Origin of the sequence: Flavobacterium frigoris (genome assembly GCF_900111075.1) — a bacterium.
In the GTDB taxonomy this organism is placed as follows: domain Bacteria; phylum Bacteroidota; class Bacteroidia; order Flavobacteriales; family Flavobacteriaceae; genus Flavobacterium; species Flavobacterium frigoris.
Genome location: NZ_FOFZ01000013.1, coordinates 61,651 through 82,976, shown reverse-complemented (window position 1 = coordinate 82,976; position 21,326 = coordinate 61,651). Strand labels below are relative to the sequence as shown.

The 21,326-nt window shown below is 33.6% G+C and carries 17 protein-coding genes and 2 pseudogenes; 8 read left to right on the top strand and 11 right to left on the bottom strand.

Annotated features, from left to right (window positions below; genetic code table 11):
• Positions 1–169: 169 nt before the first annotated feature.
• The 7 genes from BMW63_RS14650 to BMW63_RS14625 form a co-directional block, all read right to left on the bottom strand.
• Complete coding sequence (locus BMW63_RS14650) at positions 170–1,033, bottom strand: PstS family phosphate ABC transporter substrate-binding protein (protein WP_074724214.1); 864 nt, start codon at positions 1,031–1,033, stop codon at positions 170–172.
• A gap of 133 nt (positions 1,034–1,166) precedes the next feature.
• A complete protein-coding gene (locus BMW63_RS14645) occupies positions 1,167–2,384 on the bottom strand; it encodes a porin (RefSeq protein WP_074724213.1) in 1,218 nt (405 codons plus the stop codon).
• 231 nt (positions 2,385–2,615) lie between these two features.
• Positions 2,616–3,269: an OprO/OprP family phosphate-selective porin gene (locus BMW63_RS18570; RefSeq protein ID WP_262488786.1), complete on the bottom strand. Its 654-nt coding sequence runs from the start codon at positions 3,267–3,269 to the stop codon at positions 2,616–2,618.
• Positions 3,259–3,909: a porin gene (locus tag BMW63_RS18565; protein WP_262488785.1), complete on the bottom strand. Its 651-nt coding sequence runs from the start codon at positions 3,907–3,909 to the stop codon at positions 3,259–3,261. Before BMW63_RS18565 ends, BMW63_RS18570 begins: the two co-directional genes overlap by 11 nt.
• 184 nt (positions 3,910–4,093) lie before the next feature.
• The gene (locus tag BMW63_RS14635) at positions 4,094–4,930 is read right to left on the bottom strand and encodes a universal stress protein (RefSeq protein WP_074724212.1); all 837 of its coding nucleotides are present in this window, start codon (positions 4,928–4,930) and stop codon (positions 4,094–4,096) included.
• Between the two features lie 95 nt (positions 4,931–5,025).
• Positions 5,026–5,940: a TerC family protein gene (locus tag BMW63_RS14630; protein WP_074724211.1), complete on the bottom strand. Its 915-nt coding sequence runs from the start codon at positions 5,938–5,940 to the stop codon at positions 5,026–5,028.
• Between the two features lie 401 nt (positions 5,941–6,341).
• A complete protein-coding gene (locus BMW63_RS14625; protein ID WP_074724210.1) occupies positions 6,342–7,298 on the bottom strand; it encodes a LysR substrate-binding domain-containing protein in 957 nt (318 codons plus the stop codon).
• A gap of 78 nt (positions 7,299–7,376) precedes the next feature.
• Between BMW63_RS14625 and BMW63_RS14620 the strand changes: the two genes are divergently transcribed.
• The 4 genes and pseudogenes from BMW63_RS14620 to BMW63_RS18705 all read left to right on the top strand — a co-directional run bounded on the left by BMW63_RS14620 (position 7,377) and on the right by BMW63_RS18705 (position 9,623).
• On the top strand, positions 7,377–7,685 hold the full coding sequence (locus tag BMW63_RS14620; RefSeq protein ID WP_074724209.1) for a hypothetical protein: 309 nt from the start codon (positions 7,377–7,379) through the stop codon (positions 7,683–7,685).
• A gap of 12 nt (positions 7,686–7,697) precedes the next feature.
• Complete coding sequence (locus BMW63_RS14615; protein ID WP_074724208.1) at positions 7,698–8,657, top strand: L-threonylcarbamoyladenylate synthase; 960 nt, start codon at positions 7,698–7,700, stop codon at positions 8,655–8,657.
• A gap of 71 nt (positions 8,658–8,728) precedes the next feature.
• A complete protein-coding gene (locus BMW63_RS18710) occupies positions 8,729–9,040 on the top strand; it encodes a sodium-dependent bicarbonate transport family permease (protein ID WP_394333766.1) in 312 nt (103 codons plus the stop codon).
• 7 nt (positions 9,041–9,047) lie between these two features.
• Positions 9,048–9,623, top strand: a pseudogene (locus BMW63_RS18705) (sodium-dependent bicarbonate transport family permease).
• Positions 9,624–9,656: 33 nt separating this feature from the next.
• On the opposite strand, the gene BMW63_RS14605 reads toward BMW63_RS18705, so the two are convergent.
• Both BMW63_RS14605 and BMW63_RS14600 read right to left on the bottom strand, forming a co-directional pair.
• Entirely contained in the window at positions 9,657–10,766 is a 1,110-nt protein-coding gene (locus tag BMW63_RS14605) for a sensor histidine kinase (RefSeq protein ID WP_074724207.1), read from the bottom strand.
• A gap of 82 nt (positions 10,767–10,848) precedes the next feature.
• The gene (locus tag BMW63_RS14600; protein WP_074724206.1) at positions 10,849–11,532 is read right to left on the bottom strand and encodes a response regulator transcription factor; all 684 of its coding nucleotides are present in this window, start codon (positions 11,530–11,532) and stop codon (positions 10,849–10,851) included.
• Between the two features lie 156 nt (positions 11,533–11,688).
• Between BMW63_RS14600 and BMW63_RS14595 the strand changes: the two genes are divergently transcribed.
• From BMW63_RS14595 to BMW63_RS14585, 3 genes are all read left to right on the top strand, one after another.
• Positions 11,689–14,454, top strand: a complete 2,766-nt coding sequence (locus tag BMW63_RS14595) for a TonB-dependent receptor (protein WP_245744980.1) — start codon at positions 11,689–11,691, stop codon at positions 14,452–14,454.
• Between the two features lie 177 nt (positions 14,455–14,631).
• Complete coding sequence (locus tag BMW63_RS14590) at positions 14,632–16,410, top strand: DUF885 domain-containing protein (protein ID WP_074724205.1); 1,779 nt, start codon at positions 14,632–14,634, stop codon at positions 16,408–16,410.
• 16 nt (positions 16,411–16,426) lie between these two features.
• The gene (locus BMW63_RS14585; protein ID WP_074724204.1) at positions 16,427–17,116 is read left to right on the top strand and encodes a hypothetical protein; all 690 of its coding nucleotides are present in this window, start codon (positions 16,427–16,429) and stop codon (positions 17,114–17,116) included.
• Positions 17,117–17,265: 149 nt separating this feature from the next.
• Here the strand turns inward: BMW63_RS14585 and BMW63_RS14580 are convergent, their stop codons facing one another.
• Together BMW63_RS14580 and BMW63_RS14575 are read right to left on the bottom strand one after the other, a co-directional pair.
• Complete coding sequence (locus tag BMW63_RS14580) at positions 17,266–18,006, bottom strand: tyrosine-protein phosphatase (RefSeq protein ID WP_074724224.1); 741 nt, start codon at positions 18,004–18,006, stop codon at positions 17,266–17,268.
• Positions 18,007–18,327: 321 nt separating this feature from the next.
• A pseudogene (locus tag BMW63_RS14575) lies at positions 18,328–18,660 on the bottom strand (tyrosine-protein kinase family protein); the annotation flags it as partial.
• A gap of 155 nt (positions 18,661–18,815) precedes the next feature.
• Between BMW63_RS14575 and BMW63_RS14570 the strand changes: the two are divergent.
• Positions 18,816–21,323 carry a TonB-dependent receptor gene (locus BMW63_RS14570; protein WP_074724203.1) on the top strand — a complete coding sequence of 836 codons (2,508 nt, stop codon included), beginning with the start codon at positions 18,816–18,818 and terminating at the stop codon, positions 21,321–21,323.
• The last annotated feature ends 3 nt before the right edge of the window (positions 21,324–21,326 follow it).

Genomic DNA, 21,326 nt, shown 5'->3' with positions numbered 1-21,326 from the left:
TTTTTAGCAAAATTACATCAGGCAAACACGCCGAATGTGTTCCCATCGTTAACCTTATGTTAACTTAATGTTAAGCGAGTATTGGGATTATAAAACTACGACAAACTTACAAATAAAAAAGGTTGCCCCAATGAGACAACCTTTTCCGTATCCATAAAATTAACCTTTATTAATTCAACGGAACATAACCTATTTCCGAAACAATTTTTTGTCCTTCAGCAGAAAGCGCAAAATCAACAATTGTTTTTACTTTAGCAGCATTTTTCTTGTCGTACATGTAGAACAATGGTCTAGATATTGGATATGTTTTATCTTTAGCGCTTTCTACAGAAGGCTCAATGAAAGTTTTTCCTTGGTCATAAGACACAGCCAATTGTTTTACTTCTTTAGTTTCATATGCTAATCCGATATAACCAATAGCTCCTTTAGTTTGACCTACTGCTTGAACGATTGCACCAGTTGCAGGTAAGTTCAAAATATCTGTAGCGTAGTTTTTCTTGTCCATAACTTCTTCTTTAAAGAACTCATAAGTTCCAGATGAAGATTCTCTTGAATAAGCAACGATTTTTTCGTCAGCACCACCAACTTCTTTCCAGTTTTTGATTGCTCCTGTAAAGATTTTCTCTAACTGCTCACGAGTTAATTTAGAAACGGTATTTGCTGGATTAACAATTACTGTTAATGCATCATATGCAATTATAACTTCTTCAATATCAACTTTTTCATCAACAAATTTCATTTTTTCTTCAGTCTTCAAGTCTCTTGAAGCCATTGCGATATCAGTAGTACCGTCAATCAATGCAGTAATACCAACACCTGAACCACCACCTACAACAGTAATACTTACGCCAGAGTTTGTTTTCATTAATTCTTCAGCTTCTTTTTGTGCCAAAGGCAAAACAGTATCGCTTCCTTTGATTGTTACAGAGACTTCAGTAGTAGCAGCTTCTGTTCCTTTATCTTCGGTTTTTGCTTTACCACAACTCAACATACCTATTAAAGGTAAGATTAAAAATAATTTAGATGTTTTCATTTTATTTTTTATTAGGTTTTATTAATTTTTTGCAAAAGTACAAATTGAATGTTAACTCCGCGTTAAGCTATTATTATGCAATATTTATTTTTTACGCTTTTAGAAATTGAAATCCAGTTAAAAAAAGTGCTCCTTAGATACCGATCTCTACTTGACAACGAACATACCAACTTCCTGTTGTATCTCCAGAAATATACTTGTTGTCTTCATAAGAAAATTCTGTTTGTACTTTTAACTTATGTCCCATAATATATTTTGAAAGACTCACGGCGTACTCATTAGTATCAGGAGTGAAAGAATGTATTTCGCTATCTACTTTTTGCGTAGAAAACCTACAAGCAACTTGATAGTTTGAAGGAAAAACATAACTCAATTGAGTATCGACTCCATTACCTACAAAAACCGCCTGTGTTTTTGTGGGATCTAAAGAATTCACTGTAATAGGATTATCTGCCATTCTTGACATATAAGCGGCACTACCTGTCCAACCATTATACTTCAACATCGCATCAAAAAACAATGACTTAAGAGTTCTAGCCTCAAACAAATCACTTCCTAATTCTCCTTGTGATCTTCGAGAATTATTATTTTGGTTAAAAGCACCAGAAATCATCAACTTAGGTGTTTTCTCCCTTACTAAATCTCCTTCAGAAAGCGAACCATGTTTTGTAAATGAACCTAGAGGAAACAACTCTACTTTACCAGTTAAAGCAATACCGTCGTCATTCGTTTTCGTCCAATTTCTTCCTTCTCCTTTAGTAATAGCCCCTTTTAAAGCGTAAGCAAAACGATTTGGATTCTCCTTTGCATAATCAAAAAACACCCCAAAATCACGATCAATATTAAATTTAGCATTATTGATGGTTCTATCTGTAAATTCTAAAGATCCTGACGAAATCACGCGTTGATTGTTTCCTGGCAACTTAGTTTGACCAAAAGCAATTGTCCAACTCTTTGTTGGTTTATAAAAAAGAACTCCATCTAAAATAACATTTTCATTCTCTCCTTGCTTAATCACTCCTAAATCTCTAGCCGAAAAACCAAGTTCCACTTTATACCCAAATTTTGGATTGTAAATAAAACCATCCAACTTCAATCTCATTCTTCTAATCTCTCCTTCTATCACCCCAGTTTCACCATCTGTTTTTTGAAAACCGGCTCTACTTTGAACTCTAAAACCAATGTTGACCTGAAACAGACTATCTTTCTCTGTAAAACCTAGTTTTTTCGATGCGCTCAGATATTGGTTTAGTTCTGAATTTTTTACAGGTACTTCGTTATTTACTTTTTGCTCTTGCGCCATTGTTATCAAAGTAAACATTAGCACGATACTCAAAAAAATATTTTTCATTTTAATAATTAGTTATTGTTATGTTATTGCAGCGCAAAATTAATGTTAACAAAACCTTTTAAGGTTATGGAAAGGTTAACAAAACGATAAATTAAAGCGACGTAATGCTATAAACTATTAATTTTTAGATACTTAAGTCTAATTTACAACTTTTTAACGTAAGAAATAAAAAAACCATCAAATACTCTTTAAAAATACATGATGGTTTTCAACTTATATCGTTATATAGTACTAAAAATTAAACTGAACTTGTAATCTTAATAAATTTCCTTGCTGTCTGTTGTCCTTAAGCACACTGTCTTCAAAAGTTCTATCAGCGATAACCCAGGTTGCAGTTAACTCAAAAGCCTTATAAGGTTGCCATTCGATACCTAATTCATAATCCCTAACTGTATAACTTCTTGCATCTTTTTCGAATTTCTTTCCACCATCATAGTATTGAAATTTAGCAAACGGATACAGTAATTGGTTCTTTGGTAAATCCCATTTATAATTTAAAGTAAGATAACCTCCTTGTAAATTAGATACTTCTACAGAATTTGTAACTTTATTATATCGAGGCCCATTACCTAAATTATATTCAGCTTGAACACCAAATGGTTTTGGATAAAGTATAAAAGAAGCTGCTACTCTTTGATCAAGAGTATATTGTTTGTCTTTTACAGAAACTCCAGAAGAAATTTCGCTTCCAAAAGCCCATTTACCAGTATACGCTTGAAGCCCTGGCTCAATAATTTGGTTTCCTATCATAAAAGGATAGCTTACTCTAGTTACAACGTGCAGATTTTTATTTGCTTCCGATTTATTTGCGGTTTGACCATTATAGACTCCAAATGCAAATACACCATAATCTCCAGATCCTTTGTACCCATCTTTAATAAGCATAGCAAAACGCTCTTATTTTACTAGGTGCCCAATAGAAAAACACACCAAGATCTCTTTCATTTGCAACAGCACTATTCAAAGCATCATTACGATCTAAAGTCAACCTGTTTTGGCTCGATTGCAAGTTTTCAAAACCAAAAGGAACTTTACTTTGCCCTATCCTAACTCTAAATTCCTTTTTTGTATCGAATGACAAATCGAAGTAAGCATCTCGTAACTGAACAAAATTATTAACTCCCGTTCCTGGTGAACTTGCGAAATCTGGTTGAATATAGAAATATACATTTGGATGTATTTGACCTGAAAAGACAATTCGAGCTCTTCTTATAAAAAAACCATTATTTGATTTTACATCATCGCCAGTCATAGTGGTTCCCCATGATTTATCACATTGCTCACAGGACACTTTATCATTGGAAGAAAACAAACCATTATACCTGGTTTGAACATATCCTCTAATACTGATTTTATCATACCATTGAGACTCTTTTTTTGGCTTTACTTTTTCTTCAGCTGCCTTTACTTTGTTTATGGAATCCAAAACGCGGACGACTTCCTTTGAAATTGCGTCTTTGTTAACGTCTTGCGCCTGAAGTACTACTGTACTAATTATAAAAAGTGCAATTAAAACTTTTTTCATAGTTAAATGGGTTACTATATTTTTGGCAAAGATGAAACGGCAAGGTTAAGTTAACGTTAACAAAATATTAAAAAATTAACCTTTGTTTTACATTTTATTAACAATATAAAAATGGAAAAATAACCTGTAAAAACAATAAGCTATAAACTATCGGCACTTTTAAATTGACAAAAGAACTACCACATTATGTTTTATTAAACACAAGCAATGGAAATTTAGCATTAAAGGAATAATTAACCGATTTACTGGGGTGAAATATCTTCTCAAAAAAACTTCTACTTTGCTCCGTGAACATAATTACCACTGATGGCTTTGATTTCTTAATTACCCTTTGAATATTTAAAACCAAGCTTTCCGTTAAATTAATTTTTTCGAAATGCATTTTTACATTTAAAGCTGCATTTGTCATCATCATCGCATCTAGGCTAATCGGACTCACTGTAACGTCAGTCGGGAACTCAAAATGCAAAATTTCGATTTGCGCCTTTAAAGGCTTTGCAAACGCACTTACTTTTTTCATCTCAGTTTGAAAATTCAAAAGATCAGAAGCATAAATAATTTTGTTTATTTCACTACTGCGATAATTGAAAGGCACAGCAATAACCGGAACTATTGAGTGTCTTATTAAATTTGAAGTGTTTGATCCAAATATTTTTTTTAATTTTCCAGATCCTCTGGTACTAATGCATATAAAACTAAAATTATTTTCACGGGCATACTCTCTGATGTTAGTGTCTACGAGAACTCCACTTTTAATCACACACTTTTTAATAAACTGACTCTCATCGATGTCTTTATATAAAATTTCGACAAATTTATTAAGCTTCTTTTGAATTTTATGAGCTGCATTATTTTCAAAATCAACAAGGTCTTCACCAGTAATCAAACCTAGATTTGCGATATAATAGGAATGAAAAAAAGTTAACTCACACTTATGTTGCAGTGCCAATTGAATAGCAAAGCGACAAGCTGCTTTTGAATTAGAAGAAAAATCGGTAGTAACAAGAATTTTATCCATCATAGCTAAATATTTATCGTTTTTGTATCAACTATTTTAAATCATTTAAAGATTGTCTGCCAACTACACTTTACATTTCAACACTATTAAAGGCTGTCCTATAATTTTTTACTAGACTTTAATGACGTTACTATACTTACAATCAAAATGACAATAATTACTAACAAGGCAATTTGTATTGGTACCTTATAGAAATCAACTAGCAACATTTTTAAGCCAACGAAAACTAGAATCAAAGCAAGTCCCTTAGACAAATACCGAAACTTATCTATCATTCCTGCTAGTGCAAAATACAAAGAACGTAGTCCAAGTATCGCAAAAACATTTGAAGTGTAAACAATGAAATGGTCTTGAGTAATTGCCAATATTGCGGGAATGCTATCTGCTGCAAAAATCAAATCAGTAACTTCGATTAATATTAGCACTAAGAACAAAGGTGTTGCAAATAGTTTTCCATTTTGTTTCATAAAAAAATCTCCCCCGTGATATTCACTTGTTACGGGAATAATTTTTCTGATAATTTTAATTAATGGATTTTTTTCTGGCTCAATTACTTTCTCTTTTTGAGTGAGCATTTTATATCCAGTATAAATCAATATAGCCCCAAAAACGTAGATTGTCCAATGAAATTTTTCGAGTAAGGCTACTCCAGCAAAAATAAAAGCAGCTCTCATTATCAAAGCTCCTATAATTCCCCAAAACAAAATTTTATGTTGATGAATAGTTGGTGTTTTAAAATAAGAGAAAATTAGAACGAACACAAATATATTGTCTACACTTAATGCTTTTTCAATTACGTAGCCTGCAAGAAACTCTAAAGCTTTTACTTCTCCTTGCCAATAATAAATAAGTCCATTAAAACACATTGCCAAAATTATCCAGACTCCCGTCCAAATCAAGGCTTCTTTAATAGTTATCTCATGTGCTTTCCGATTAAAAACACCTAAATCCAAAGCAAGCATCAACAATACAAATACATTAAATCCAATCCAGAAAATCAAGTCCGTTTGCATATCTCGTCTTGTTTAATTTAGTATTAGGAAATAAATATACGCTCTTTTTTTGACACTACAACATCGTAATTATTTCAAAAACAATACTTTAACACGAGATAAGAAGTATACTGTTTTATTTATTCAAAATCCTACTTATACAAATAGTTTTTTTTACAAATACGACAAAACTTAGTTTCTACACCCTAGTACAATAAGTATATTAAACAGAAAAAGCACAGTCCATTGGCAACTGTTCTTTAATTATAGCCACGAAAACAGAGACTAGACCGGCTACATCACTTGTATTTATTCAAGCATCTTGAAAAACAGCTAAACTACATTATATAAAAAAAGAGTATCAAGTTCGTTTATATTCCAATTCCATATGTGATTCAAAAAAAAAAGTCCTACCAATGCCGTTAAAATTTATGCTCTTCATTTCTAGTACCACTATTTTTATCCTTAATCCATTTAAAAGACGTGTCAATAATTCTTTCTTTTTCATTTTGAATGAAATCCAAATAAGCAGTTGCTACCGGCGAAAACTTCTTGCCTTTTAACCAAATTAAATTCCAGTTCGACTTAATTGGTAAACCTTCTACGGGTACAATCTGCAAACTACCATTATTAAGCTCGTTCTTCACTCCTATTAAAGGCATAATGGAACACCCTAATCCAGCCAAAACAGCTTGTTTTACTGCTTCATTTCCTGTAAGTTCTACCTTCTTAGGGACAGTCAAATTATTATTTTCGATAAACTTTTCCATTATATAACGTGTTCCAGAACCTTCCTCACGATAAATAACCGCTAATTTCTCTAAAATAGACACCTTGTGAATCTTTTTTTCGAATGATTGTTCCGCATTTACCATCATATACAGTGCATTAGGCAATAACTCTACGGTATTAATTTGTATAGAATCTGGCAAAACCGACACTAAAGAAAAGTCAACCTCATTATTCTCTAAACTCTCTAAAACTTGTTTCTTATTGGTGACATCCAAAATCAAATCTACTCCTGGATTCCATTTTAAAAAGTCAGAAAGAAAATAAGGCATTACGTATTTACCCGTAGATACAATTGAGATCTTTAAACGCCCGCTTAGTTCTCCCTTGTAAGCCAAAGTTTTATAGTTAATCGCCTCGACTTCATTTAAAACTTTCTCGGCAGCAATGGCAATTTCCTTACCAAAATCTGTCACATACAGCTTCCTACCGATAACCTCCGTTAATGGAAATTCAAATTGATCCTGAAAATTCTTTAATTGTATAGAAACTGCGGGCTGCGTAAGATGTAATTCTACAGCCGCTTTAGTAATACTCTTATTCTGAGTAACTTTAAGAAAAACATACAATTGATGCAAAGTATAGTTCATAAAATATTTTTATAGATCACATTACAAATATAAATAAAAACACATGATTTAACCGTCCTACATTTGCATAAAAAGACAATGGAAAAAGAGAAAGACTATCAATTCAAATTAGTGGAGGGGCAATACACATCACTAGAAGCTCAAAAGATCCTGCTGGGGTTAATAAACAGCAAAATTAACTTCCATCAGTTAGAGAATTTCAGCAACGAGATCCGATTTAACGAAAAATCTACTCATTCCAAAATCAGAATTGAATTGCTCACTAATGCTTCAGCAAACATTTCAGATTTAATTGCTTACTCCCTTCTAAACGATATGCAGTTTAAAATAGAAGGGAATATCCAGATATCCTTAGTTCCAGCAAAAAAATTAGAACCCATAGCTTAAAATTTAAAAAAAATGGCTTTAATCAGCACTTCATCTCACGATGCCGCAGCACTTTTAAATCAAAATGATATCGTGGCCATTCCCACGGAAACGGTTTACGGATTAGCGGGAAATGCTTTCAATGAAAAAGCAATCAAAAAGATTTTCGAATTAAAAAAAAGACCTTTTTACAACCCACTGATCGTTCATATCAAATCGGTTGCTGATCTGAATCAGATCGCTACTGAAATTCCCGAAAAAGCCCTGCTATTAGCGGATGCTTTTTGGCCCGGCCCTTTGACCTTAGTATTAAAAAGACAAAACACCATTCCAGATTTAGTCACTGGGGGAAAAAATACTGTCGCAGTTCGGGTTCCTAATCACCCAGTAGCATTAGCACTTTTAGAACAATTAGATTTCCCACTGGCTGCGCCAAGTGCAAATCCATTTGGCTCCATTAGCCCCACAAAAGCACAACATGTTGCAGACTATTTTACTAATTCTCCACTAACCATACTAGAAGGTGGCGAATGCCAGAGCGGAATAGAATCTACAATAATTGGTTTTGAGGAAGGGTCAGCTGTTTTATATCGATTGGGCTCCATAACTATTGAAGAAATCGAAGCTGTTATTGGTATCCTAAAAATAAAAACACACGATGAAGAAACACCTTCAGCACCAGGCATGCTTTCAAAACATTATGCACCAAAAACAAAAACCGTATTAACAGAAAATATAACTACAGAACTGGCATTATTTAGCACCAAAACAATAGGATTACTAAGCTATCAAAATCATTTTCACCATCAGCACATAGTGTCAAATGAGGTTTTATCCCCTACTGGAGATTTAAAGGAAGCCGCCTCCCGTTTATACAACGCCTTACACAAATTAGATCAATTAAAGCTGGATGTAATTATCGCCGAAAGATTTCCTGATTATGGTTTAGGAAGAACTATTAACGACAGACTCGAAAGGGCAACAAAAAAATAAATAATGAACTTCGATTTAATCCTTAAAAACATCATAAATCCGGCCTTACTATCCTTTCTACTTGATATCTCATCGCTGTTCGTCTAAAAAGTGATTTAGAAATTCCCGAAAAATCCTCTAAATTCATTTCACTTTATCTTCTTTTTTCAATTGGTTTTAAGGGCGGACAAGAATTAGCTCACAGTCATTTTACACTTGATATCATTTGGTCTGTTGCCTTCGGAGTTTTAATCGCACTCATTATCCCTCTTTATAGTTTTTTTATTCTTAAAAAACATTTTAGTATCGAGAATTCAGGTGCCATTACTGCAGCTTATGGCTCTGTTAGTGCTGTTACATTTGTAACTTCCTACTTTCTTAGAAATGTAAAACTATACTTTTAGCGGTCATATGGTTGCCGTTATGGCGCTAATGGAAGCTCCATACATTATAGTTGCTGTGATTTTAATTCGATTATTCAATAAAAACACTGTACACAGCACTAAGATGAATTCCCTCATTAAACGCTCTTTTACCAATGGTAGCGTGCTATTAATCACGGGAAGTTTAATTATAGGTTTCTTAGCTAGTGATCAACAAGTCTAAGGCATCAAGCCTTTTACCACAGATATGTTTAAATGATTTCTAGCCCTATTTTTACTTGACATGGGAATTGTAAGCGGTAGAAAACTAAATGACTTTTTTAAAAGTGGATGGTTCAGCTTCTTCTTTGCAATCATTATCCCATTGATAAACGGAATCCTCGTTGCATACCTTAGTCATTTTATAACAGCTGACATGGGTAACCGATTTATTTTTGCAGCCCTAGCTTCGAGTGCATAAGACATTGCAGTCCCCCCTGCCATAAAAATCGCAGTTCCAAAGGCAAATCCTGGAATTTTCCTCCCTATGGCCTTAGCCATTACCTTTGCTTTCAATATAACATTTGGAATGCCTATTTATCTTTCCATAGTCTTATGTAGTTAGTAAGCAGGAACATTTAAAAACATAAGCGATTAGCTAAAGTTCAAAGGCTGTTTCTATAACACTAGAAACAGTCTTTTGCTGCTTATTCCCCGTTTGCTTTTCGAGCGTGAATGAAAATTCTGAGCCAATGCCAAATTCACTTTCCACATAAATTTTCTCTTTATGTGCTTCTATGATATGTTTGACGATCGCCAATCCTAATCCAGAACCACCTTCTGATCGAGAGCCGCTTTTATTAACGCGATAAAAACGTTCAAAAAGCCTTGGGATATTTTGTTTCTCTATTCCTTCCCCATTATCACTTATGCGAACTAGTACTTTTTTCTTAGTTAAATTCACTACAGCCACTTCGGTTGTCCCGCCAGTTTTTCCATATTTAATTGAATTGACGATTAAATTTTCAATAACTTGTTGAATACGGTCTCTGTCTGCTATTACATAATTAGGTAAGATGTGGTAGTTTTCAAATGCTAGGGTGATTTTCTTTTTTTCCGCCTTCATTTCTAATAAGTCAAAGACATTCTGAATCAATTCTACAATATCAAACTCTGAATAATCTAAATTCAGATCCCCCACTTCCAGCTTGGTGATCATATCTAAATCTTCAACAATATAGATCAGGCGTTCCACTCCTTTTTCGGCACGTTTCAAGTATTTCTTTCGAATCACTTTATCCTCCATCGCCCCATCTAATAAAGTCGAAATATAACCTTGTACGGTAAATAAAGGTGTTTTTAATTCATGCGAAACATTCCCTAAAAATTCTCTGCGGTACTCTTCTCGCACTTGCAACATTTCGATTTCCAGCTTTTTATCGGTTGCAAATTTCTTTACTTCCCTAGTCAGCGTTTCCATGTCAGTAGTAATGGGCTTATTAATGAATGTACTAGATTCTAATAATGAAACATCGTCATAGATTTTTTTTACACGTCGGTATATAAAGCGTTCTACGCGATACTGTAAGACAATAAACGAAAAAATTGCCATCGCAAAACCAAATATTACAGCAAACCACGACATATCTTTTGTAGTAAACTGAAATAAATTTCTAGCCAACAAGACCACGAATCCTGTAGAAAAAATACTGATATATAATGCTGATTTTACGGCAAACTTATAGGTTTTTTTAAAACTTATTTTCATTTTTAAGTACGTCCGTTGCTTATAAAATTTAGCCTTTTGAGGATGGCCTTACATTCCATAAACAACATTTATTATATCTAATTTAAACTTCAAATTTATAACCAACCCCTTTAATAGTCTTAAAAAGATCTTCGCCTATTTTTTCTCGTAGCTTTCTAATATGAACATCGATTGTTCTTCCACCTACCACTACTTCATTTCCCCAAACTTTGTCCAGAATTTCATCACGCTTAAACACTTTTCCTGGTTTAGAGGCTAACAAATAAAACAACTCAAACTCTTTTCTAGGTAAGGAAATTTCGATATTATCTTTAACTATTTTATATTCTTCGCGATTGATTTCTATCCCGCCTACGTTTAAGGTTTCACTATCTTTCTCGCTCTCTTTTAAGCGGCGCAACAATGCTTTTACTTTGCTAACTAATAATTTTGGCTTAATCGGTTTTGTAATATAATCATCCGCTCCGGCATCAAATCCAGCAACTTGCGAATAATCTTCGCTTCTAGCAGTCAAGAAAGTAATAATCACATTACTTAACTCCGGAATTTTTCTAATATTTTCACACGCTTCCATTCCGTCCATCTCCGGCATCATCACATCCATAATTATCAAATCCGGTACTTCCTTTTTAGCTTTAGCAATAGCTTCTTTTCCATTAGTAGCCGTAAAAATTTGATATCCTTCCTGTGTGAGATTATAACCAACGATTTCTAAAATATCTGGCTCGTCATCAACTAATAAAATCTTGGTGTGTTTCTTTTTCATATTTAGCAAATTTACGTTTGCAGTTGTAAATATAAGAATAAATGAATAGCAAAAAAGTAGTATTAACCGTAAATTAATTTAGTAACTATTTAGTAATATTTAACAAACGTAATGGCAACCTGCCAATAACGCAAACTTTACAAAGACACCATTACTTTGCAAAAAATTAAACAAACTACGAAACTTAAATTATTCATTTTAACGCTTTTTATTAGTACCCTTGCTTTTTCTCAAACTAAAGGTACTATTTCTGGAGTACTAACTGATAAGGATTCAAACAACGAAACGCTACCTTTTGCAAACGTATTATTAAAAGGAACACAAATAAACGGAACAACAGATATTGACGGTAAATATTCACTTAATGCTCCAGCAGGAAATTACATAATACAGTTTAGTTTCATCGGGTATGAATCTATAGAGACTCCTATTATAGTAAAAAGCGGAGAAACAATAACACTAAGCAAAGCATTAGGATCTTCTAGTTATAAACTAGATGATGTAGTTATAACAACTACTGTTAATAAACAAAAAGAAACCGCCTTGCTACTAGACCAGAAAAATGCTGTTGGAATTCAACAAAGCATTGGGACTCAAGAATTATCTAGAAAAGGGGTTAGTGATGTCGCAACTGCTGTAACAAAAACTAGTGGTATTACAAAACAAGAAGGTTCAGGAAATATATTTGTAAGAGGTCTAGGCGACCGATACAATTCTACCACGATGAATGGTCTACCAATTCCATCAAATGATCCAGAAAAGAAAAACTTAAACCTTGAAATTTTCTCTACAGACATTGTTGAATACATCTCCATTGACAAAGTATATGGCGGAAATGTATATGGCGACTTTGCAGGCGGTAACGTTGATATTATTTCGAAAGACTACAAAGGAAACGGATTTTTAAAAATTGACATTGGTTCTAAAGTAAACACGAATGCAATTGCAGAAGACAATTTTAAATTGCAAAAAGGATTTGACGGATTGGGTTTTACAAAAAAATCAATTCCAAACAATCCTCTTACACAGTTCAACTTTAGCTCTCTTCAAATGAAAGATTATACTCCAATAGCTACTTCTTTTAGTATCTCTGGAGGAAAATCATTTGACGTAGGGTCAGAAGGGAAACTTAGTTTTTTTGCAACAGCTTCATTCAATAACGATTTCTCAGCTAAAAATAATGGAACCGCAAAAGCAGGTGTTAACGGTAATGGAATTGCCAATAAAATCTTTGAAAACTATAATGAATTAAAATACGAAACGAATACTACCGGAATGGCTAATATTGGTTACAAAATAAACAACAATAACAAAGTAAGCTTCAATACTTTATACATCAATACCTCAACACAATCAAAAGAAGAGTACTACGGATACATTGTCGATATTGCAAATGATGGCAACGGTTTAATACGACGTTTTAACTATGAAAAAAACAGTTTATGGGTTAACCAAATATTAGGAGAACACAAAATAGGAGATCGTTCTAAATTGAATTGGGGCGTTTCCTACAACATCATTGATGCAAGTATGCCAGACAGGGTACAAAACATTTTTAGAAAAGAAGCTACTGGCTACCAATTGTCAAGTATATCCCTTCCTGATAACCACAGATACTTTCAAAAATTAAAAGAAGATGAACTAGCTGCAAACGCTTCATACGATTACAAATTTAATAAAAATGCAGATGGTGACTTCCTAGGAAAAATTACTTTTGGTCTAAACGAAAGAATTAAATCAAGAGGATTTCAAGCTACTCAATTCAATATTAAAGCCACAAGTGGTAATACGAATACCATTGTTGACCCTAATAACTTAGATTTATTTTATAATCAAGATAATTTTAACAACGATAATTTTAGAATAGCAACTTTTAGAGGAAATTCTCAAGTGTTTAATGCTTTAGATCCACAAACGTACGGAGGAGACCTATTGATTCATGCCGCATTTGCCAACACGGAATACAAATTCAAAAAATTAACTGCTGTATTAGGTCTTAGAGGAGAACAAATTACTCAAAAAGTACAATGGAACACACAACTAGGAGCAATTGGAGAAGATCAATTAGAAAAAACGGCCTTCTTACCCAGTTTAGTTATGAAATATGAATTGAACGACAAACAAAATTTACGTTTAGGATTAAGCAAAACCTATACTTTACCTCAATTTAAAGAAAGAGCGCCGTTTATTTACGAAGAAGTATTACAAGTAAAAGTAGGTAATAAAGATTTATATGAATCTGATGATTATAATTTAGATTTAAAATGGGAAATGTTCCCAAAAAGTGACGAGCTAATTTCGGTAACTGCTTTTGGAAAATACATCCTAAACCCAATGAATGAGGTAACGATATTGTCTTCCTCAAATGACATCTCGTTTATAAACACAGGAGACTATGGTTATGTTGCTGGGGCTGAAGTAGAATATAGAAAACAACTTTTAAATATCGATTCAGACAATGCAAAAAAACTTTCTGCTGGTATCAACGCTTCTTATTTATATAGCAATCAAGAATTAAATTCAGAAAAAGTAAAAAGAGAAACAGATTTTCAAGTTGATTTCACAAACAAAAAAGGAAAATTCACAGGAGCTTCAGATTTATTGTTAAATGCCGACTTAACTTTCTTCAACGAATGGAGCAGCAACAGCAACCTTACAACAACTGTAGCTTACACTTACTTTTCAGATAGAGTCAATGCAATCGGGACAAGCAACAAAGGAGACTTAATTGACAAAGCTTTTGGTTCATTAGATTTTATTTCGAAAGCTAAACTAACTGAAAAATTAGGATTAGGGCTAGTAGCAAAAAACCTATTAAACCCCGCGATCAATAGAGTACAAGCAAATACAACTGGTGATGTAAATGTTCTCTCTTACAAAAAAGGAGCCACAATAAGCCTAAGTTTGAATTACCAATTTTAATCAAACAGTACTGTTCAAAAAACCACCAAAGAGGTTGTCTACAAAAGGCAACCTCTTTTTTTTGTTTTACATCTAAAGCCATTAAATCAGCTACTCCCTTTTCGACGTAAAATACAAATCCTCAAGAATTCGTTTTTTTTGAGTAAATTAGCTTCAATTACCTAATAACCAATTTACATGAAAAGAACATTCGTCTTTATTTTAGTCCCTGTTTTTTCCTTATTGTTTCTGAATTGCAAAAAAGAAAATAATACAAAAAACGACAAAGAAAACTTTAGCACCATAACCAAAAGCTATTTTGATGATAAAAATGCACTAGACCCATTGGCTGCAACTCAAAATGGTCAAAACCAATACAACGATCAGTTACAGTTAGAGATGACTGACCGTTTCAGAAAAGATCAATTGGCTTTCTATACTAAATATGAAACGGCCTTAAATAAAGTAAAGGAAGCGGAACTTAGCCCAGAAGAAAAAAACAGTTATGAAATTATAAAATGGGAAGTTGAAGTAGGTAAAGAATTATTGAAACAGCCTACCAATCTAATGCCTGTTCATCAGTTTTGGGGAACTCATTTAACGATGGGGCAATATGCCGGCGGAACTAGCGCGCAGCCTTTTAAAACAGAAAAAGATTATACCAATTTCCTGCAACGAATGGATCGGTATAGCGTTTGGATCGACTCGGCAATGGTTTACATGAAAAAAGGCATCGAACAAGGAGTCGTATTACCAAAATCATTAACCGTGAAAGTAATTCCTCAGTTCGAAGATATGCCAACTGCTAATATTGAAGACAATCTATTTTATTCTTCCATAAAATTAATGCCCTCGACATTTTCTGAAGAAACAAAAAAGGATTTAACGGCAAAATATACCGCGGAAATCAATGACAAACTGATCCCTAAGTTTAAAAAAATGACTGCTTTTCTTAAAAACGAATACCTGGCTGCATCAAGATCAACCAGCGGAATAGGAAGTTTGCCTTTTGGAAAAGAACTATATGCCACTTATGCAAAACAATGGACGACAACCACAATGACTCCTGACGAAATTCATGAATTAGGATTGAACGAAGTAGCGAGATTGAATGCCGAAATGGAAAAAGTAAAAAATCAGGTTGGTTTTAAAGGTAGCTTACTTGAATTTTTTGATTATGTAAGAAACAAACCAGAGTTAAAACCATTCAAAAAACCAGAGCAAGTAATTGCTAACTTTGAAAGAATCTACGCTGTAATAAAACCAAATGTAGACAAATTGTTCTCCCTACAACCCAAAACAAAATTTGAAATTAGAAGAACGGAAGTCTTTAGAGAGAAAACGGCTAGTGCAGAATACAGTCAAGGAACATCAGACGGTTCACGCCCAGGAGTGTTTTATGTACCAATACCAGACATCAAAGAATACAATATGTATGGGGACGAAGATTTGTTTTTGCACGAAGCAATCCCTGGGCATCATTTTCAAATCTCTTTACAACAAGAAAACAACGCATTACCTGATTTTAGAAAATACAATTGGTTTGGCGCTTACGGCGAAGGCTGGGCTTTATATACAGAAAGCTTGGGTAAAGAATTAGGCTTATATAAAGATCCTTATCAATATTTTGGTATGTTAGGAAATGAAATGCATAGAGCAGTACGCTTAGTTGTTGACACAGGAATACATAGTAAAGGATGGACCAGAGAACAAGCCATTCAATTTTCAATGGAAAATGAGGCCGAAAGTGAAGCTGGAATTACTACAGAAATCGAACGCTATATGGCGATTCCCGGACAAGCTTTATCGTATAAAATTGGTCAATTGAAAATAATGGAGTTGCGCAAAAGAGCACAAGACAAAATGGGCACCAAATTTGATATTAAGAAATTTCATGAAAAAGTGTTGGAATCTGGAGTAATGCCACTGGCCTTATTAGAAAAAAAGATTGACGCTTGGATAAATGAATCCAAATAATTAAAAATAAAAAACTATGAAAAAATTATTGCTAAACACATTATTATTATCTTTTGTAGTATTGACTTCGAATGCTCAACGAGTATTAGACAATCTGGATCAAGATGGCTCTGGTGCTTTATATAGAAATAATGTCTTAAATAAACAACTAGCACAAAAAATAGAAGGGTCTGAATATCTAGTCAATGAGTTTAGATTTGCGGAGATTTCTGGTGTTTCGAAACAAATTATGATTCGTTACGATGCAGTTACAGATATGATAGAAGTTCAAAATGAAAAAAAAGAAGTTTTTTCGTTAATAAAAAACGAACCTTATAGCACCATAACAATTATTGAATCTAATGAAAAAATAAAACTTTTAAATTACAAATCAGATGAGGGATACATGAATGGATACTTAGTGGAATTATTTAGTAATAAAGATATTTCTTTATTTAGGAGAGATAAGATCACTCTTCAAAAAGGCAAAGAAGCAGTTAATTCATATCAAACTGCTGTACCTGCAAGGTATGTTAGAGTAAGCGACGAATATTATTTGAGTATAAAAAATAAAACGGCAATACCAATGCCCAAGAACAAGAAAGAGCTTCAAACACTTTTCCCCACAAAAAAAGAAGATATTGCACTCTATTTTAAAAACAACTCCTTTTCTTTAAAAAACGAAAAGAGCATTATTGAAATGACAAAATTCATATCCACTTTCTAATTCATAAAAAAAGCTTCTCAAATGAGAAGCTTTTTTTATACAACGGTTTTCAATACTATTTTAAAAAAAAACCTCATCGCATTTTTATAAAATCACTTCCTGAAACAAGTAATGGATAAACAGCGCTAACGTAAAGAAAGGACATGCGATTATTCTATCTTAAAAAACTGATTATTGGCTATCGCTTCTTTTAAGGGTGCCACATCTTTCAGTTTAACTTTTTGATTGAAAGCAGTAATATGATTGTCATGATGCACATCAGAACCCACATAGGTGTACATTCCTTTTGTCAGCAGCTGTTCTGCTATTTTAGAGACTGCAGTACCATAATACCCCACTACTGACAATAAATTCAATTGAAACAAGCAACCTGCTCTTTTTAGTTTGACATACTCATTAAAATTATTGTGGTAAAATAAGTACCGTTCCGGATGCGCTAATACAGGAACATAACCCCCCACCTGTAAATCAAAAAGTATAGAATACAACTGCATTGGCGCATTGATGTATGACATCTCTACTAAGACGTAGTTGTCTTTCAGCGTCAACAAATCATGAGATTGAAAAAGCCGAACAAATTGGTCGTCCATTAGGTATTCTGCAGCAGCTTGAAAAGGAATTGTAATGTTGTTATTTTTAAGCTGCTGTATTGTTTCTGTTTTTTTGGACACGATTATTTCATGGGTATTCTCCCAAATATGCTGAATAATATGAGGGGTAGTGATGAACTGTGTTACTCCAAAACTTTGAAGCGCCTGGGTAAGTAGCAAGGTATCTTCAAACGTTCTTGCGCCATCATCGATTCCCGGTAATAAATGGGAGTGAATATCGATATGACCTTCTGGTATGAGGTCTTTTAAAACTGGCTTATTTTTAGAAAAGAAAAACACTACTTTGTTTTTAAAAATGATACCGCAAAGGAACAAAATTTCAGGGGTTAGTTCCTATAAAAATCACAGATTAGCCCATTTAAAATAGCTTCGAACTACAAACACCACTATGCCAATTCAGAACGGCGTTTCTAGCTTTACTAAATTCCTTCAATGCTCCTTCTAATTCACTACTAAATACCCTCATTTCAAAATCGGGGGCGGAACGATCACCTAGGTATTGCCGCTATGATTATTCGCAAAGGAAGCACCCATAAAAAAGGCTACAAAATAAAATTATTGTGTAGCCTTTTTTAATAGTATCCAGACAAATGTTCTTGATTACATTTTAAATACCTTTTTATACCAGGGCTCCTGCTTTAAACTATGGCCGTAGCCGTAGCCGTAGCCATAGCCTTTTGTGGAATCAGTATCATTAAGAAGCATACACATATTGGGCAGCTTTCCTTCTTTATATAAGGTATTGGCGATATCCAACATTCGTTTTTCTAAAAAATTAGCACGTGCCACATATATAAAACAATCGGCATGTTTAGCGACTAACATAGTATCTGTCACTAAACTCACGGGAGCGGTATCGACAATGATATAATCGTAATGCGATTTCAACTCATTAAACAGCGCATCCACTTTTTTACCCATTAATAACTCTGCAGACTAAGTTAGCTTGTCCATACTGCCGTTTTTACAAGCAAATCTATGTCTATCCCATAATAAAAATAACTATAAACTAACCATGAATTAACAGTGCTTCGAAGCACCAATAATACATTTGTAATCTAATCTAACGTATCACTAAAAAAACGAAAATGCAATTTAAAATTTTTATTACGGTGCTAACATCGATTTGCGGTATGCTTATCGCTAGCGCACAAAATACAGGAACACTAAAAGGCACTATTAAAACCGAACAAGGCGAACCTATAATAGGCTCGAATGTTATAATTAAAAACACAAACAAAGGCACAACAACAGATTCTGATGGGACCTATGAAATAAAATTATTAGAAGGAAAAACATACAGTATAGAAGTCTCTTATTTAGGATACAACACCATTCAAAAAAACATATTTATAAAATCAAATACAACCATTCTAGATTTTATTTTAAATGAAAGCTCTAATATGCTAGAAGGAATTATAGTAACTTCTCAAAAAAGAGAGCAGAAAAACAAGGAAGTTCCTATAGCTATTACTTCTTATGGTAGTGAGTTCATTAACAATCAAGGTACTTTTGAATATGATGCTTTATCTGAATATGTTCCCGGTTTTCAAGTTCAAATTCAGAGTGTAAATAATCCTGGCGTAGTCATAAGGGGTATAACCAGTGACAGCGGAGACTCTAGAGTTGAACCAAGAGTTTCTATTTTTCAAGATGGAGTTTCTATTAGCAAATCACGCGGTTCGGTTGTAGAACTATATGATATTGAACGAGTGGAAGTTTTAAAAGGACCTCAAGGAACTTTATTTGGACGAGGAGCTCAAATAGGAGCTATGCATATTATTCAAAACAAAGCAAAAAATGAAAATTCAGGATCAGTAAAGCTAGGGTATGGAAACTTCAATCAATTTTTAGCTACAGGATACGCTAATACCCCTTTAATTGCAGACAAATTATTTTTGCGTGTTGCCGGAATTTACAACCGAAGAGACGGTTATATCGAAAATCGTTCAGGGGGAAATTTGAATGGTAAAGAAACTTTAGCCTTTAGAACTGCATTGAAATATTTAATTAGCGACAGAACAACTTTAGATGTTATCGCTAATTGGCAGCAAGACACACCTCCAGGAACATCATTTAAGAGTGGAACTTTTGCTCCTTTGGGCGGAGACTTAGATCCAAATACCTTTGCTGATCTAGAACGAGGAAGAGAACTTGGCGTAAACAGAAATGTATCTGGTGCCACTGGTATATTAAAACACAACTTTAATCCGGTTTGGGATTTAACATCAACGACGGCCTACAGACAATTTAATTCTGATGAAGCTTTTGATGCTGACGGTACAGCTGCTCCTGCATTATTTTTTAGAGAAATAGCAAAAGGAAAACAATTCAGCCAAGAATTACGCTTTAATTTTGATAACTCTAAAAAGTTTAGAGGATTCTTTGGTGGTAATTTTTTCTACGAAAATGGTACTCAAAAAGTTCCATTTATTATTGATGAGAGAAGTCTAGCCGTTTTATTCTTAGACACACCAAAATTAGTTATTAACGGAATTCCTACCTTACTACCTACAATTCCTAATGATCCTGATAGTTTTGGCCCACTAGCTGGAGCACCATTATTAGATAGTAATAGCGAAACTTTTACCAACTATGGTAAAAACTACTCGGGCGATTTGTTTGCAGATGGATCTTATGATTTAACAGAAAAATTATCTTTGACATTAGGACTAAGAACGACTTGGGAAAACATCAACGCAGGTTTTGAAGTAGATGATATTGAGAAAAAATCAAACCTCGCTCTTTTAACTCCTGGTAGCGGAACAAATATTTTAAATCTTCCTACAAATGGCAAAATCCAAGCAAGTGAAAACTTTTTATCTGCGGTAGGTCGTTTAGCATTGAGCTACAATATTAACCAAAATATATCACTTTTTGGAACTACATCTAAAGGTAGGCGCCCTAACGTTATCAATATTTCTTCGACAAATACGAATGTACTTTCGGCAGAAACCGTTTGGTCTTATGAAGTGGGTGCCAAATCGTTGTTTTTAAATAATAGACTACAATTTGATGCCAATGCGTATGTTTATGATTACTCCAATTTTCAAACGACCATATCTAAATTTGAAAATGGTGTATTAACATCCAGACCCGAAGACAGCGGTAGCGCTAGCTCTTTTGGTTATGAACTTGCTACACAATATGCCTTTACAAAAAACAGCAGCTTTTTTGCGAACTACGGTTATATTGATGCTAGTTTCGACGAAACGGATTCAAACGGGAACAAGCAAGCTCTTGCTGGAAATAAATTTAGACTGACGCCCAAACATTCTTTTTCAGCTGGATTTAACCTTAATCAAAAAATTAATAACAGTTTAAAATTATTTTTCAGACCTACTTATACCTATAAATCTAAAGTGTTTTTTGAGGAAACCAATTTACCTAAAATTTCCCAAGACGGCTACGGCATTGTAAACTTGAGAACAGGATTAAATATAGGTAAGAAATATGAGATCACTCTTTTCATGAATAATTTATTAGATAAAAAATATATTATTGATGCTGGAAATACAGGTGGCGCTTTTGGAATACCTACTTTTATAGGTGGTGCTCCTAGATTCTATGGAGTCCAACTTCGAGCAGATTTTTAAAAA

What these genes read in the sequence shown, in the direction of transcription:
- BMW63_RS14650 (WP_074724214.1), bottom strand. Translation starts at nt 1,033, where the DNA reads ATGAAAACATCTAAATTATTTTTAATCTTACCTTTAATAGGTATGTTG.
- BMW63_RS14645 (WP_074724213.1), bottom strand. Translation starts at nt 2,384, where the DNA reads ATGAAAAATATTTTTTTGAGTATCGTGCTAATGTTTACTTTGATAACA.
- BMW63_RS18570 (WP_262488786.1), bottom strand. Translation starts at nt 3,269, where the DNA reads ATGCTTATTAAAGATGGGTACAAAGGATCTGGAGATTATGGTGTATTT.
- BMW63_RS18565 (WP_262488785.1), bottom strand. Translation starts at nt 3,909, where the DNA reads ATGAAAAAAGTTTTAATTGCACTTTTTATAATTAGTACAGTAGTACTT.
- BMW63_RS14635 (WP_074724212.1), bottom strand. Translation starts at nt 4,930, where the DNA reads ATGATGGATAAAATTCTTGTTACTACCGATTTTTCTTCTAATTCAAAA.
- BMW63_RS14630 (WP_074724211.1), bottom strand. Translation starts at nt 5,940, where the DNA reads ATGCAAACGGACTTGATTTTCTGGATTGGATTTAATGTATTTGTATTG.
- BMW63_RS14625 (WP_074724210.1), bottom strand. Translation starts at nt 7,298, where the DNA reads ATGAACTATACTTTGCATCAATTGTATGTTTTTCTTAAAGTTACTCAG.
- BMW63_RS14620 (WP_074724209.1), top strand. Translation starts at nt 7,377, where the DNA reads ATGGAAAAAGAGAAAGACTATCAATTCAAATTAGTGGAGGGGCAATAC.
- BMW63_RS14615 (WP_074724208.1), top strand. Translation starts at nt 7,698, where the DNA reads ATGGCTTTAATCAGCACTTCATCTCACGATGCCGCAGCACTTTTAAAT.
- BMW63_RS14605 (WP_074724207.1), bottom strand. Translation starts at nt 10,766, where the DNA reads ATGAAAATAAGTTTTAAAAAAACCTATAAGTTTGCCGTAAAATCAGCA.
- BMW63_RS14600 (WP_074724206.1), bottom strand. Translation starts at nt 11,532, where the DNA reads ATGAAAAAGAAACACACCAAGATTTTATTAGTTGATGACGAGCCAGAT.
- BMW63_RS14590 (WP_074724205.1), top strand. Translation starts at nt 14,632, where the DNA reads ATGAAAAGAACATTCGTCTTTATTTTAGTCCCTGTTTTTTCCTTATTG.
- BMW63_RS14585 (WP_074724204.1), top strand. Translation starts at nt 16,427, where the DNA reads ATGAAAAAATTATTGCTAAACACATTATTATTATCTTTTGTAGTATTG.
- BMW63_RS14570 (WP_074724203.1), top strand. Translation starts at nt 18,816, where the DNA reads ATGCAATTTAAAATTTTTATTACGGTGCTAACATCGATTTGCGGTATG.